Annotated in this window: 12 protein-coding genes; 11 read left to right on the forward strand and 1 reads right to left on the reverse strand. The window is 69.9% G+C overall.

Features of this window, described 5'->3' with window-relative positions; translation table 11 throughout:
• Positions 1-305: 305 nt before the first annotated feature.
• The 7 genes from rplU (at position 306) to ACFY0K_RS13195 (ending at position 9,588) form a co-directional block, all read left to right on the forward strand.
• Positions 306-626: a 50S ribosomal protein L21 gene (gene rplU, locus ACFY0K_RS13165; RefSeq protein WP_007381993.1), complete on the forward strand. Its 321-nt coding sequence runs from the start codon at positions 306-308 to the stop codon at positions 624-626.
• A 14-nt stretch (positions 627-640) separates the two neighbouring features.
• A complete protein-coding gene (gene rpmA / locus ACFY0K_RS13170) occupies positions 641-895 on the forward strand; it encodes a 50S ribosomal protein L27 (protein ID WP_030779398.1) in 255 nt (84 codons plus the stop codon).
• Positions 896-1,019: 124 nt separating this feature from the next.
• On the forward strand, positions 1,020-2,459 hold the full coding sequence (gene obgE / locus ACFY0K_RS13175) for a GTPase ObgE (RefSeq protein ID WP_390639895.1): 1,440 nt from the start codon (positions 1,020-1,022) through the stop codon (positions 2,457-2,459).
• Between the two features lie 263 nt (positions 2,460-2,722).
• Entirely contained in the window at positions 2,723-3,952 is a 1,230-nt protein-coding gene (locus tag ACFY0K_RS13180) for a hypothetical protein (protein WP_390639896.1), read from the forward strand.
• A 299-nt stretch (positions 3,953-4,251) separates the two neighbouring features.
• Positions 4,252-5,751, forward strand: coding sequence for a D-ribitol-5-phosphate cytidylyltransferase (locus ACFY0K_RS13185; protein WP_388596605.1), 1,500 nt, complete (start codon positions 4,252-4,254; stop codon positions 5,749-5,751).
• Positions 5,752-5,933: 182 nt separating this feature from the next.
• Positions 5,934-8,018, forward strand: a complete 2,085-nt coding sequence (locus ACFY0K_RS13190; protein ID WP_390639897.1) for a hypothetical protein — start codon at positions 5,934-5,936, stop codon at positions 8,016-8,018.
• A gap of 355 nt (positions 8,019-8,373) precedes the next feature.
• On the forward strand, positions 8,374-9,588 hold the full coding sequence (locus tag ACFY0K_RS13195; protein WP_390639898.1) for a glycosyltransferase family 2 protein: 1,215 nt from the start codon (positions 8,374-8,376) through the stop codon (positions 9,586-9,588).
• A gap of 19 nt (positions 9,589-9,607) precedes the next feature.
• Here the strand turns inward: ACFY0K_RS13195 and ACFY0K_RS13200 are convergent, their stop codons facing one another.
• Positions 9,608-11,008, reverse strand: coding sequence for a polysaccharide pyruvyl transferase family protein (locus tag ACFY0K_RS13200; RefSeq protein WP_390640007.1), 1,401 nt, complete (start codon positions 11,006-11,008; stop codon positions 9,608-9,610).
• A 235-nt stretch (positions 11,009-11,243) separates the two neighbouring features.
• Here ACFY0K_RS13200 and proB point away from each other — a divergent pair, with 235 nt between their 5' ends.
• From proB to ACFY0K_RS13220, 4 genes are all read left to right on the forward strand, one after another.
• Positions 11,244-12,371, forward strand: a complete 1,128-nt coding sequence (gene proB, locus ACFY0K_RS13205; RefSeq protein ID WP_390639899.1) for a glutamate 5-kinase — start codon at positions 11,244-11,246, stop codon at positions 12,369-12,371.
• A gap of 124 nt (positions 12,372-12,495) precedes the next feature.
• Positions 12,496-12,924, forward strand: a complete 429-nt coding sequence (locus tag ACFY0K_RS13210) for a hypothetical protein (protein ID WP_093503094.1) — start codon at positions 12,496-12,498, stop codon at positions 12,922-12,924.
• Between the two features lie 127 nt (positions 12,925-13,051).
• A complete protein-coding gene (locus tag ACFY0K_RS13215; protein WP_351955004.1) occupies positions 13,052-14,338 on the forward strand; it encodes a glutamate-5-semialdehyde dehydrogenase in 1,287 nt (428 codons plus the stop codon).
• 150 nt (positions 14,339-14,488) lie between these two features.
• Positions 14,489-15,067 carry a hypothetical protein gene (locus ACFY0K_RS13220; RefSeq protein ID WP_390639900.1) on the forward strand — a complete coding sequence of 193 codons (579 nt, stop codon included), beginning with the start codon at positions 14,489-14,491 and terminating at the stop codon, positions 15,065-15,067.
• The last annotated feature ends 5 nt before the right edge of the window (positions 15,068-15,072 follow it).

A 15,072-nucleotide genomic window follows, 5' to 3' on the forward strand; every position in this document is an offset into this window, starting at 1 on the left:
TAATGATCCGTGTACAGCCGGTGACCAACTGATGCACGAGTGGATGTCACAGGGTAACCGCAGCCGCTTCCCGGGAGCGACCGGGTCGGCGGGGGCGCCGGCGGGGCGACCGGTGCGGGCCCGGTTTGACCGCCTCCGCGCGGCCCCGTAACCTTGACCGTCGGCGTGTCCATGGATATGAGGACGTGCCACATCCCCGTAAACCTCTTCCTCCGGAGCACACCCTGTTCCCGGAGAGGCCGCCCGCGTTCGCCGGACGGCTGGACTGCGGGGGTGCCGTTCCCGAGCGAGAGAGTGAGATCCGCGTGTACGCCATCGTGCGCAGCGGTGGCCGCCAGCACAAGGTTGCTGTCGGTGACATCGTCGAGGTTGACAAGATTTCCACCGCCAAGGTTGGCGACACGGTCGAGCTCTCGACCCTGCTCGTTGTCGACGGCGACGCTGTGACCAGCGACCCGTGGGTCCTGGCCGGCATCAAGGTCCAGGCCGAGGTCGTGGACCACCACAAGGGCGTCAAGATCGACATCCTTCGCTACAAGAACAAGACCGGCTACCGCCGTCGTCAGGGCCACCGCCAGCAGTACACGGCGATCAAGGTCACTGAGATCCCCGCGGCTGCGAAGTAAGGGACTGAGGAGAGATGGCACACAAGAAGGGCGCATCGTCCACCCGTAACGGTCGTGACTCCAACGCTCAGCGCCTCGGCGTGAAGCGTTTCGGCGGTCAGGTCGTCAACGCGGGCGAGATCCTGGTCCGTCAGCGCGGCACCCACTTCCACCCGGGTGCGGGCGTCGGCCGCGGCGGCGACGACACGCTGTTCGCGCTGCTGCCCGGTGCGGTGGAGTTCGGCACCCACCGTGGCCGCAAGGTCGTGAACATCGTTCCGGTCGCCTGAGCCTGATCTAGGGCTCAGACCGAACGTTTCGCGAGGCGGACCTCACTTCCCGATCGGGAAGGCGGGTCCGCCTTTCGCGTGTTGACATTGGTATTACCCCGTAAGTATCTGGAGGCACTGCACCATGACCACCTTCGTGGACCGCGTCGAGCTGCACATCGCCGCGGGTAACGGAGGCCACGGCTGCGCCTCCGTACACCGGGAGAAGTTCAAGCCGCTCGGCGGCCCCGACGGCGGCAACGGCGGCCGCGGCGGCGACGTCATCCTGACTGTCGACCAGTCCGTGACGACGCTCCTCGACTACCATCACTCCCCGCACCGCAAGGCCACCAACGGCAAACCCGGCGAGGGCGGCAACCGGGCCGGCAAGGACGGCCAGGACCTGATCCTGCCGGTCCCGGACGGCACCGTCGTCCTCGACAAGGCCGGCAACGTCCTCGCCGACCTCGTCGGCCACGGCACCTCCTACGTCGCCGCCCAGGGCGGCCGCGGCGGCCTCGGCAACGCGGCCCTCGCCAGCGCCCGCCGCAAGGCCCCCGGCTTCGCGCTGCTCGGCGAGCCCGGCGACCTCGGCGACATCGTCCTGGAGCTCAAGACCGTCGCCGACGTGGCCCTGGTCGGCTACCCGAGCGCCGGCAAGTCCTCGCTGATCTCCGTGCTGTCCGCCGCCAAGCCGAAGATCGCCGACTACCCGTTCACCACCCTGGTGCCCAACCTCGGCGTGGTGACCGCCGGTTCCACCGTCTACACCATCGCCGACGTGCCCGGACTCATCCCCGGCGCCAGCCAGGGCCGCGGCCTCGGCCTGGAGTTCCTGCGCCACGTCGAACGGTGCAGCGTCCTCGTCCACGTCCTCGACACCGCGACCCTGGAGTCCGAGCGCGACCCCGTCTCCGACCTCGACGTCATCGAGGAGGAGCTCAAGCAGTACGGCGGCCTCGGCGACCGGCCCCGCATCGTCGTCCTCAACAAGATCGACGTGCCCGACGGCAAGGACCTCGCCGAGATGGTCCGCCCCGACCTGGAGGCCCGCGGCTACCGCGTCTTCGAGGTGTCCGCCGTCGCCCACCTGGGCCTGCGCGAGCTGACGTTCACACTCGGCGACCTGGTCGGCCAGGCCCGCGCGGCCAAGCCCAAGGAGGAGGCGACCCGCATCGTCATCCGGCCCAAGGCCGTCGACGACGCCGGGTTCACCGTCACCCAGGAGGACGACGGCCTCTTCCGGGTGCGCGGCGAGAAGCCCGAACGCTGGGTCCGCCAGACCGACTTCACCAACGACGAAGCCGTCGGCTATCTCGCCGACCGCCTCAACCGCCTCGGCGTGGAAGAGCAGTTGATGAAGGCGGGCGCCCGGGCAGGCGACGGCGTCGCCATCGGCCCCGAGGACAACGCCGTGGTCTTCGACTGGGAGCCGTCCATGATGTCCGGCGCCGAGATGCTCGGCCGCCGCGGCGAGGACCACCGCTTCGAGGAACAGCGCCCCGCCGTGCAGCGCCGCCGCGACCGGCAGGCGGAACGCGACGAGTCCCTGCGGGAGTACGGCGACTTCGACCCGTTCGAATAGACCCGCCGGTCTCCCCGGCCTCCCCGGTCTCGCCGAACTCCGGGGAGCACCGGCCGGCCCTCCTCCGGACCCGTTGCGGCCGGGACCCGTTCCCGGCCGCAACGGGTTTTCTGTTCCCGGACGGACGAAACGGGCTTACAGTCGTGAGCCTCGCGAACCGGGCGTATCGAAGGTCAACCCTGTGTAACAGGGGCCTGGGACTCATCTGTGTCCCAGGCCCCTCTCAGGTGAACCTAAGGTAAACGTCTTACCTTCCGTTAACCATGGAGACGGACTGTACGAGAGGCGAAGCCCCGGTGAACGACGCCACCACAGGCCCCGCAGGCCCCACCGGTTCCCTTCCCGCCCTGCCCGCCGGCACCCGCCTGCTGCACATCGGCCCGCACAAGACGGGCACCACGGCCATCCAGGGCGCCCTGTTCGCCGCGAAGGACAGGCTGCCCCAACACGGTGTGGAGTTCCCGGCGACCACCCGGCACCCGATGGAAGCCGCCCTGGCCGCCTGCGCCCGGCCCGCGATGATGGGCGACACCGTGCCCACCGGCAAGCACTGGACGCGACTGCTCCAGCAGGTCGAGGCCACCGGCAGCCGCACCTCGGTGATCAGCAGCGAGTTCTTCGCCGACGCCCCCGACGACGAGACCGTCGCCCGCATCGTCGAGCAGCTCGGCGGCGAACGCGTCCACGTCCTCGTCACCCTCCGCCCGCTCGCCAGGATCATGCCCTCGCAGTGGCAGCAGTACGTGCAGAACGGACTGCGCATGGGCTACGAGGACTGGCTGCACCACATGCTCCGCAAGGCCCCCTACGACAAGCCCAACCCCAGCTTCTGGCACCGGCACCGGCACGACCGGCTCGTCGAACGCTGGAGCCGCGCGGCCGGCGCCGGCCGCGTCACCGTCGTCGTGGTCGACGACCGGGACCGCGACGGCCTGATGCGCACCTTCGAAGCCCTCCTCGGACTTCCCGCACATCTCCTCCAGCCCGTCCCGGACACGGCGAACCGCTCCCTCACCCTCGCCGAGACCGAAATGCTGCGAAAGCTCAACGTGGAATTCCGCGGCAATGGACTCCCCGACGAGCTGTATTCCAAGCTCGTCCGCAACGGCGCCGTCATGCATATGAAGAACTCGTGCAGCCCCACCGCCGCCGACGTGAAGATCTCCACCCCCGCCTGGGCCGTCGAGGCCGCCGGCCGTATCGGCGCCGAGATGGTGGAACGCATCGCCGCGTCGGGTGTCCGCGTCGTCGGTGACCCGGCGCTGCTCTCGGCCCTGCCCGCCCTCCCCGCACAGCCGGGACCGCCCGCCGCCGAGGCCCGCATCGCCCCCGAGGTCGCCGCCCAGGCCCTCTATGGCGCGCTCGCCGCGGCGGCCGCGGCGCCGGTGCGCCACACCGCCGAGGCGAAGTCCCGCACCGTGCACCAGACGTCGTCGAAGGACCTGGTGCGGGTCCTGGGCCACCGATGCCTGAAGAAGCTGCGACGACGGTGAGACGCCGAGAGGCCACGCCGCGGGAACGGCTTAGTGCGGCTACGCCGTCCCCGCGGCACGGCGTAGCACTGCTGAGACATGCAGCAGGTCACGCACCGCAATCGAAATGCCCTGTGTAGTTACTCACAGCAAATTCACGGAACTCTTCCGGTGGCCCGGCGGGCGGCGCCCATCACCAGCGACGCAAGATGAATGAAAGGTTGCGGGCACATATGCAGTGGAGGGCGCTCACCTTGCACAGCGGTTACCGGAAGTGGGACCATTTCGAAGTTCCCTGATGCCCCAAGGTAGGTCACCCTGTGTCCCAGCACATAGCCAAGCCCCGAACCACCGCAGTGATCCTGGCCGGTGGCACCGGTCAGCGGGTGGGTCTGTCGATCCCCAAGCAGCTGCTGAAGATCGCCGGCAAGGCCGTCATCGAGCACACCCTGGCCACCTTCGAGAAGGCCGACTCGATCGACGACATCATCGTGCTGATGGCACCGGGCTACGTCGCGGACGTCGAGAAGATCGTCGACAAGGCCGGGTTCACGAAGGTCAAGAAGATCATCGAGGGCGGCAACACGCGGAACGAGACCACCGAGCGCGCCATCGAGGCCCTCGGCGAGGGCCTGGCCGAGGGCGAGGACCTCAACGTCCTCTTCCACGACGCCGTACGCCCCCTGCTGTCGCGGCGCGTCATCGACGACTGCGTGACCGCGCTGGAGCGCTACCAGGCCGTCGACGTCGCCATCCCGTCCGCCGACACCATCATCGTCACCCGGACCCACGGCGGGGACGGCGAGTTCATCACCGAGATCCCGGACCGCTCCCGGCTGCGCCGCGGCCAGACCCCGCAGGCGTTCAAGCTGTCCACGATCAAGCGGGCCTACGAGGTCGCCGCCGGCGACCCCAACTTCCAGGCCACCGACGACTGCTCCGTCGTCCTCAAGTACCTGCCGGACGTGCCGATCCACGTCGTCGCGGGCGACGAGTACAACATGAAGGTCACCCAGCCCGTCGACGTCTTCATCGCCGACAAGCTCTTCCAGCTCGCCTCCACCGCCGCCCCCGAGCAGAACGGCGAGGAGGCCTACCGCGAACTCCTCACCGGCAAGACCGTGGTGATCTTCGGCGGCTCGTACGGCATCGGCAAGGACATCGCCGAACTCGCCGAGTCCTACGGCGCGAACGTCTACGCGCTCGGCCGCTCCACCACCGGCACCCACGTGGAGAACCCGGAGGAGGTCGACGACGCGCTCTCCAAGGCGTACGCCGAGACCGGCCGGATCGACTACGTCGTCAACACCGCGGGCGTGCTGCGCATCGGCAAGCTCGCCGAGACCGACAACGCCACCATCGAGGAGGCGCTGAAGGTCAACTACCTGGCCCCGGTGCAGATCGCCCGCTCCAGCTACAAGTACCTCGCCGAGACCCAGGGCCAGCTGCTGCTCTACACCTCCAGCAGCTACACCCGCGGCCGCGCCGAGTACAGCCTCTACTCCTCGACCAAGGCCGCCATGGTGAACCTCACCCAGGCCCTGTCCGACGAATGGGCCGGCGACGCCGTCCGCGTCAACTGCATCAACCCCGAGCGCACCGCCACCCCGATGCGCACCAAGGCGTTCGGCCAGGAGCCGACGGGCTCGCTGCTCTCCTCCGAGGCCGTCGCCCGCACCTCCCTCGACGTGCTGCTCTCCGAACTGACCGGCCATGTCATCGACGTCCGCCAGCAGGACCCGACGGCGGCCGCCGGCCAGGCGTCCGGCTTCGAGCAGGCGCTGGCGAGTGTCCTGGACCGACAGGACGGCGTGGCATAATCGACAGCCATTAGTCATCTGTAATTCAGGCCTCTGTGGTTGCGCGTTCGCGGAGCAATCGCAGGGGCCTGAACCCGTAGAACCCGGATCGACCACCTCCCAGATTGTCCGCAAGGTCAAATTCAGGCCTTTTTGTCAGCAAAAGGTTCTCCGTGATATCCACCGCTATTCGCGTCGCCCGAGTGGGCAGCACGGCCGAGCTGGCCGCGGCGGCACTCATGATGCTGGGCTTCCCGGTCCTCATGGCCGCCGCGCTCGTCCCGAGCGTCTACGCCTTCGCGGCCGCGGCCGCCGTCACGTACCTGGCGGACCACTACCTGCACCGCAAGGGCAGCTACCTCGTCAACCGCCTCAGCAAGGTCCGGGCCGGCCTGTCGATCCGCTTCCTGATCCGGCAGCTGCTGCTGATCCTGCTGCTGGCCAGGATGGACCTCTCGAACGGCCTGGTCTTCTACGGCGCGATCGCCTGCTTCATCGCCTTCTACGGCCTGCAGGCCCCGCACGGCGCGCTGGTCACCCTGATCCGCAACCGCCGCCGGATGCCTGTCGCCACCCGCAACGTCGACCTGAAGTCCCGCATCCGCATCCCCGACGCCCCGCCGCGCGCCCTGCTCGACCGCTCCGCCGAGAAGATGCTCCACCTCGACCTCGCGGCCGTCGTCGGCCTGCTGGTCTCGGCCGTGACGGACAGCACGGCCGCCGGATTCGTCGGCATCGGCATCACCCTCGCCCTGGGCTGCCTGTACGTACTGGTCCTGATGCCGTACGTGCGCGGCCGCAAGACCCCGCCGGACGCCGACACCGTGCTGGCGGCCGTCGACGACTGGCTGGCCGACTACCGGCCCGGGACCGTGCTGTACTTCTCCGGCTCCAAGGACTCCGCCTACCAGGTCAACATGTGGCTGGAGACCATGGAACAGCTGGAGTCCCGACCGCTGATCCTGCTGCGCGAACGCGTCATCCTACAGAGCCTCGCGCCGACCACCGTCCCCGTCATCTGCGTGCCCGGCGGCGTGCACCTCATGAACATGGACCTCTCCACCGTCCGCGTAGCCCTCTACGCGGCCAACGTCGGCAAGAACATCCACCTGCTGCGCGTCCCCACCATGAAGCACGTCTTCATCGGCCACGGCGACAGCGACAAGCTGGCCAGCGTCAATCCGTTCAGCAAGGCGTACGACGAGGTGTGGACGGCCGGCCGCGCGGGCCGCGACCGCTATGCCATCGCCGACGTCGGCGTCCGCGACGAGGACATCGTCGAGGTCGGCCGCCCCCAGCTGGCCCCCATCCAGAGCCGGCAGGGCGTCCCCGACGGCCGTATCCCCACCGTGCTCTACGCGCCCACCTGGGAGGGCTGGGACGGCAATCCCGGCAACACCTCCCTCGTGCTCGCCGGCGAGAACATCGTGAAGAAGCTGGTCAAGGCCGACCCGCCGGTCCGCGTCCTCTACAAGCCGCACCCCTTCACCGGCACCGTCAGCCCCGAGGCCGCCGCCGCCCACCGGCGCGTCACCGCCCTCGTCCAGAAGGCCGCCGCCGCCCGCGCGGCCGACGCCCGCTTCACCGCCGACCCGGCCGCCCAGGCGGCGGCACAGGCCGAACTGACCCGCATCGAGACCCGCCTGACCGAACTGGCCGGCACCGGCGACGACAAGCGCGACGAGGCCGAGGCCAGCCGGGACGACGTCGTCGACCTGAAGAAGCACGAGGAGATCGCCCGGCTGCGCACCGCCTGGAACGACTTCTACTGGCAGGCCCTGCCGTCGTACCAGCACGCCGTCATCACGGGCGCCGAACCCCGCCTGTACGACTGCTTCAACGTCTCCGACGCGATGGTCTCCGACATCTCCAGCGTGGTCTCCGACTTCATCGCGAGCGGCAAGCCGTACGCCGTCACCGACTCGGCCGGCCTCGGCGCGGAGGAGTTCAAGCGGGCCAACACCGCCGTGCGTGCCGCCGTGATCCTCTCCAACAGCGCCAAGGAACTCGGCGGCCTGCTGGACGCCGTACGCGACCCGTCGGCCGATCCGCTCGCCGCCGACCGGGACGAACTCAAGCACTATCTGCTCGGGCCGGACGAGCCGACCTCCATCGAGCGGTTCAACGGCGCGGTGGCCGCGCTCGCCCGCAAGGCCGAGACCCGCAACCTGGGCCAGGAGGCCCGGATCGCGGCCGGCGACCCCGAGGCGGCCGAACTCGCCGAGGCGCTGCCCGGCGGGAAGCCGCGGGCGGCCTCCGGCGAGGCGGAGAGCGCGACCGCCGGCTGACCTCCGCCAGGACACCGAACGGGCTCGGTCCCGGGGGCTTCTCCCCGGGACCGAGCCCGTTCACCGCTCGCCGCTCGTCGTTCTCGCTCTTGCTTTCTCGCGCCGCGTTCCCTTACCTCTGCTTAGGAATGCGCGAGTTTCTTCTTACCCATGCTTCCCCGTTCCCGTTGAGCAGCTCTTACCGCGCGTCCGTACTGTCCGGTGTAACCCGCTGTACACCACCCGGCAGTCCGTTCGCCATGTGAACTGGGCCACTGAGCGCGTCCTCCTGGGCAACCTGTTGCACCGCTCGGTCATCTAAGACGTTGCGACCGAGGTGACACAGGGGGAACGCACCATTGACTAGGGGGAAAACGTGACCGTCGTTGCGCAGCCTGATGTGACCGTGATCATCGGGGCGTACGAAGCGATGCCGTACCTGGTCGAGTGCCTGGCCTCCGTGGAGCGCCAGACCCTCGACCCGGCCCGCATGGAGGTCATCGCCGTCGACGACGGATCGGCCGACGGCACGGGGGAGTACCTGGAGGAGTTCGCGGCCCGCGCCGCCATGGCGGTGACCGTGATCCGCCAGGAGAACTCCGGCGGCCCCAGCGGCCCGCGCAACGTCGGCCTCGCCAAGGCCGCCGGCCGCTACGTGTTCTTCCTGGACGCCGACGACCGGCTCGGTGACGAGGCCCTGGAGCGCATGGTCGCCATGGCCGACAGGAACGGCACCGACGTCGTCGTCGGCAAGGTCGAGGGAATCAACCGCAAACCCCCGCAGTCGATGTGGGGAAAGACCCTCGAGCGTACCGACGTCTTCTCCTCCAACATCAAGTTCACGCTCAGCGCCCAGAAGCTCTTCCGCCGGGCCCTGCTGGAACGCCACGGCATGCGGTTCGACGAGTCCCTGTGGACCGGCGAGGACGCGCTGTTCACCATGGAGGCCTACCTGCGCGCCGACGGCGTCTCCGTCGTCGCCGACTACCCCTGCTACTACCTCGTCGGCCGCGAGGACGGCAAACACGTCACCAAGAGCGGCGGCTACACCCTCCGCTTCGACTCCGCGCGCGCCCTGATGAGCCTGATCGCCGAGATGGTCCCGGCAGGGCCGCGGCGCGACAGCCTCATGGTCCGGCCGTTCAAGGTCACCCTGCTCCCGCAGTTCGGCCCCACGTTCCTCAAGGACACCGAAGAGGTACGGCAGCACAAGCGGGAACTCGCCGAGCCGCTGCTGGACGCCCACTGGAACCCCGAGGTGGCCCGCCGCCTCAAGGTCCACGAGCGGCTCCAGCTGCACCTGGTCGCCGCCCGCCGCACCGAACTCCTCCCGGACGTCATCGAGTTCGTACGGGCGAAGGAGCAGCCCGCCGCGGTCCTCGAAGGGCGCGGCACCCGCGTCTACCTCGGCTACCCGCACTTCCGTTCCGCGGCGGCCGGCCTCCCCGACTGGATCTACCTCGCCGAACCCCGCGAGGCCCGCGCCGTCGAGGGCTACCGCGAGGAGGCCGCCAACACCCTCCTGCGGCGCGCGCTGCGCAAGCTGCGGCGGTCCCTGGCCGCCCGGGACGTGAAACCCGCGGCCGCCTGACGCAGCCTCCCCGGCGGGCCTATCCGCCCGATCCCAGCGCCCGCCGGATCGGCCTGCCGACCGCCCGCCGGGCCCGCCGGTAGACCGAGCCCGACAGCTGCGCGGCGGTCGCCTTCGCGGTGCGGGCCCCGGCGCGCGCCAGTTCCCTCTCCAGCCGGGCGTTGTCCAGCGACAGTTCGTCGATACGGCTGTGCAGCCAGCCGAACCGCGAGGTGAGCGAGGCGACGTCCGCGTCGTTCCAGGGGCGGATCCCCGCCGGGAACGCGAGCGTCCGCATCCGCTCCTCGAAGGCCGCTCCGCCGTCGCCGTGCGTGAAGGTGTTCTCCAGCCCGTTCCGGTCGAGGAACCCGGTGAACCGCTCGAAACGCTCCTGGTGACCGCCGACCAGCCCGCCGAAATCGGCCTCCGCGTACAGCTTCGCCGGATCCGCCGACTCGGGATCCTTCACCGCCAGGTCCAGCCGCCGGTGCGGAATCCCGAAGTAACGGCAGAGTTCCAGCGTCCGCGAGTCACCGCACAGCACGGTGGCCGGCGTACCGGCCAGCAGCGCAGCGATGTTGCCGTGGATGCGCGATCCGAAGGAGAAGTCGAACGAGCGCAGATCGTCGATCCAGGTGACCGGGTCGACATAGACCCGCACCTTGTCCTCGCGGAACATCGGATGGTCCGGGTGGGTCGGTATCGCCGTCACCGCGGCGTTGGGATCCGACAGGTCGCGCCAGTGCAACTGCCGTGCGTCGCTGATGTTCTGGCCGACGAAACGCAGATTCGGATAGCGCTCGTGGGTGCGCGTGATGATCCGGTCCAGGCCCTGCGCGCGTACGGCACTGTGCGAGCCGTTGATCGCGATCCGCGATTGGGGCGTCAACTCCAGTGCCTTCTTGTGCACCGGGAGCCGATCGCCGTACATGAACAGGGAAGGGCAGCCGATGACCTCGACGTCCTTGAAGCCCATGTCCTTCAGGTACTGCTCGGTGAACTCGCCCCGCACACCGATCGACGCGCTGCGCTCCAGCACCGCCGCGCAGAACTCCCGTACGGTCGGCTCCATCCGCTTCAGCCGGTCCGGGTTGTAGCTCACCCCGGTCTGCGCACCGACGCCGAGCACGACCACCGGGATGCTCAGTTTCGAGATCAGCCTGGTCATCCGTTTCAGCGCGCTCTCGAAGGACGGCCGGAAGGCGTTGGCGAGCGGCACGACGAAGGCGTCGTACTCCTCGTTGATGCGGGCGGCGGCGGAGACATCGGAGGGCATGCCGTTCGAGACGACCTCGGTCCCCGGCGTCTCGAGGATCTTGTGAGCGGCATCGCTGAAGATCAGGTTGCCCGAATTGGTGGCGATGACGTCCCGGTGCAGGGCCTCCTCGACGCCGACGACGTCGTAGGGACTCTTCCCGGACCTGAGAAGGATGCGCTTCACGCGGTGATCTTTGGACGACACGAACTTGAAGTTAACTTTGAGTTCGTTTCGATTTCCATAGAAAGTCAACACAACCTTTTTGCCGTATGCGGCCTGTGAACGAGGCAGTACGCACCGTCCTGGCCGTCATCGGTCCCCCATCGGTCCGTGGCCTGTCCGGAGGCTGGACGGTCGGGTCTGGCGCCGGTCCCCTTCGCGTAGATTGCTGCCAGGCGCAAGGAAGTGGGGACAGGACGTGGCAAGGGCTAGGCAGGCCGTCGGCGAGGCCCGCAGGATCGTCGTCAAGGTGGGCTCCTCCTCGCTGACCACCGCCTCCGGCGGCCTGGACGCCGACCGTGTCGACGCGCTCGTCGACGTTCTCGCCAAGAGCCGCAGCGGAGGAGAGCGGGAGATCGTCCTCGTCTCCTCCGGCGCCATCGCCGCCGGGCTCGCCCCGCTCGGCCTGCGCCGCCGCCCCCGGGACCTGGCCCGCCAGCAGGCCGCCGCCAGCGTCGGCCAGGGCCTGCTCGTCGCCCGCTACACCGCCTCCTTCGCCCGCTACGCCGTGCGCGTCGGCCAGGTCCTGCTCACCTCCGACGACATGAGCCGGCGCGCCCACCACCGCAACGCCTCCCGCACCCTCGACAAGCTCCTCGCGATGGGCGCGTTCCCGATCGTCAACGAGAACGACACCGTCGCCACCGACGAGATCCGCTTCGGCGACAACGACCGCCTCGCCGCCCTCGTCGCCCACCTCGTCCACGCCGACCTGCTGGTCCTCCTCTCCGACGTCGACGGCGTCTACGACGGCGACCCCGGCAGGCCCGGCACCTCGCGGATAGCGGAGGTGAAGGGGCCCGAGGACCTGGCGGGCGTCGAGATCGGCAGCGCAGGCAAGGCGGGCGTCGGCACCGGCGGCATGGTCACCAAGGTCGAGGCCGCCCGGATCGCCGCCGCCGCGGGCATCCCGGTGGTCCTCACGAGCGCCGTGCACGCCGCCGACGCGCTCCTGGGCGGCGACACCGGCACCTACTTCCACCCCACCGGCAAACGGTCCGCAGACCGTCTCCTGTGGCTTCAGCACGCCTCCACCCCGCAGGGCTCGCTCACCCTCGACGACGGCGCCGTCCGCGCGGTCGTCCAGGGCCGCAAGTCGCTGCTGCCGGCCGGGATCGCCGCGGTGGAGGGCGAGTTCAGCGCCGGCGACCCGGTCGAACTGCGCGACACCGCGGGCCGCGCGGTCGCCCGCGGACTGGTCAGTTTCGACGCCAAGGAGATCCCGCAGCTGCTCGGGCGTTCGACCAGGGAGCTGGCACGCGAGCTGGGCCGGGCGTACGAACGCGAGGTCGTACACAGGGACGACCTGGTGATCCTGCACCCGTAGAACGGGGCGTGAAGACGGACCCCCGGTGGGGGACGTTCCGTAAAACCGCCACACGAACCCTTACGGCCTGCTCAACTTTGTCTCAGGACCACGTTCCGCACGAGCACAGCTGAAGGAGGCCGTCGTGAGACGAGTGCGCCCTGGGGCTGCGGCCTCCCGCGGTGCTCTGACGAGCGTCGCGGCCGGGGACACCTACGAGGAGCCGAAGGACCTGCCACGCCTGTGGCACGTCACCCTCAGCGTCTGCGGTGCCGAGGTCCCCCTGCCGGAGTTGCGCCGCGGACTCGAACAGCTGGCCCACGACCACCCGTTCCTCCTCACCAGCCGCTACGCCTGCGACCACGCCGAGATCCGCTACTGGGAAGAGGCCCGCGACCTCCACGACGCCGCCGCCGTCGCCCTGCGCCTGTGGGGCGAGCACCGCCAGACCGCCGGTCTGCCCGCCTGGGAGATCGTCGGCCTCGAGGTCGTCGACCGCGCCACCTACCACCAGCGCGTCGCCGAGGGCTACGGCCCGCCGCCCGCGACACCGGTCGGCATCCACCCCTTCTGACCCCTCCGACCCCGCCGGCACTTCGGTCACGGCCTCCGCCGCCGGCCGGTAATCACCCGTTTTGGGCCACGTCTCGCGGTGTGGGATGACGCGTTCACGGCCCGCCGGGGCGCACTACCCTTCCCTCATGACCACGCTCTCGCCGTACGACGCCATGTCCCCGGTCACCCAGGCCGCCTACCGTGCCAAGGCCGCCGCCGCCGACCTCGCGCCGCTCCCGCGGGCCGTGAAGGACGACGCGCTGCTCGCCGTCGCGGACGCTCTGGAGGTACGTACCAGCGAGATCGTCGAGGCCAACGCCAAGGACATCGCCAAGGCCCGCGAGAACGGCACCAGCGAGGCGATCGTCGACCGCCTGACCCTCACCCCGGAGCGGGTCCGCGCCATCGCCTCCGACGTGCGCGACGTGGCGAAGCTGCCCGACCCGGTCGGCGAGGTCGTCCGCGGCTCCACCCTCCCCAACGGCATCGACCTGCGCCAGGTCCGCGTCCCGCTCGGCGTCGTCGGCATCATCTACGAGGCCCGCCCGAACGTCACCGTAGACGCCGCCGCGCTCTGCCTGAAGTCCGGCAACGCCGTCCTGCTGCGCGGTTCCGCCTCCGCCCACGCGTCCAACACCGCCCTCGTCCGCGTCCTGCGCGACGCCGTCGGCGGTGCCGGGCTGCCCGCCGACGCCGTCCAGCTGGTGCCCGGCGAGGGCCGCGAGTCCGTCCACGAGCTGATGCGCGCCCGCGGCCTCGTCGACGTCCTCATCCCGCGCGGCGGCGCCTCCCTCATCCAGACCGTCGTCATGGAGTCCAAGGTCCCGGTCATCGAGACCGGCACGGGCAACTGCCACGTCTACGTCGACGCCCATGCCGACATCGACATGGCGATCGACATCCTGATCAACTCCAAGGCGCAGCGGGTCAGCGTCTGCAACGCCGCCGAGACCCTCCTCGTCCACCAGGACATCGCCGCCGAGTTCCTGCCGCGCGCCCTGGACGCCCTCGCCGAGGCCGGCGTCACCGTGCACGGCGACGAGCGCGTCCTCGCCCACGCCAAGGACTCCAAGGCCACCGTCGTCGAGGCGGTCCCGGAGGACTGGGAGACCGAGTACCTCTCGTACGACATCGCCGCCGCCGTCGTCGACTCCCTCGACAAGGCCGTCGAGCACATCCGGCTGTGGACCTCCGGGCACACCGAGGCCATCGTCACCACCTCTCAGCAGGCCGCCCGCCGCTTCACCCAGCTGGTCGACTCCACCACGGTCGCCGTGAACGCCTCCACGCGTTTCACCGACGGCGGCCAGTTCGGCTTCGGCGCCGAGATCGGCATCTCCACCCAGAAGCTGCACGCCCGCGGCCCCATGGGCCTGCCGGAGCTGACCAGCACCAAGTACATCGTCACCGGCGACGGCCACGTCCGCCGCTGACACCCGTACGGCCCAGCCGCGCCCTCCGGTACGGCGTGCGGGCGCGCGGCGGGGCGTACGCGGCCCCGGGCGAGCGTGAGAGGCGTCTCACCGGGCTATGAATTTCCATACCGTCTGCCCAAATTGACCCCCCAGGTCTACTCTGGATCCGTGCCGGAGGACGTGGGGGGCACGCCGTTCCCTGACGGCTGGGAGCCCGACGACGACCATGACCACGGAATGTCGGACGAAGAGTTCGGCTCCGTGGTCTTCGACGAGGCCTTCGTGAAGGCGGCCGTGGTCCACGAGCCGACCGCCGTCGAACGCCTCCTTGCCGCAGCCCAGGCCAGAGCAGAGGCCTCCGAGGCCGAGGCCCGCCGCGCCCACGCCAGAGGCGAGCGATACGACGACCGCTACAGCCCGGACGGCACCGACCTCGGCGGCGAACTCGACGACCTGGACGACACCGACGTAGTCGAGGACCGGTACGGCGCCGCCGGGACGTACGGCAAACACGTCCGCTGGCACCGTCCCGTCGCCTGGGTGCTCGCCCTCGTCATGGGCATCGGCATGGTCGCGCTCGCCTTCGCCGCGGTCTACCGCAGCGCCTCCTCGGGCGGCAGCCGCGACCAGGTCCCCAGGCCCCCCTCCACCGGCCAGGAACAGGGCACCGCGGCGGCACCCTCCGTGTCCGCCGACTACTCCCAGTCCGCCAAGCCGGCGGTCTCCGTGGTCCCGCGCACCCCCTGAGCGGT

The organism is Streptomyces sp. NPDC001507 (genome assembly GCF_042894765.1).
Taxonomy (GTDB): domain Bacteria; phylum Actinomycetota; class Actinomycetes; order Streptomycetales; family Streptomycetaceae; genus Streptomyces.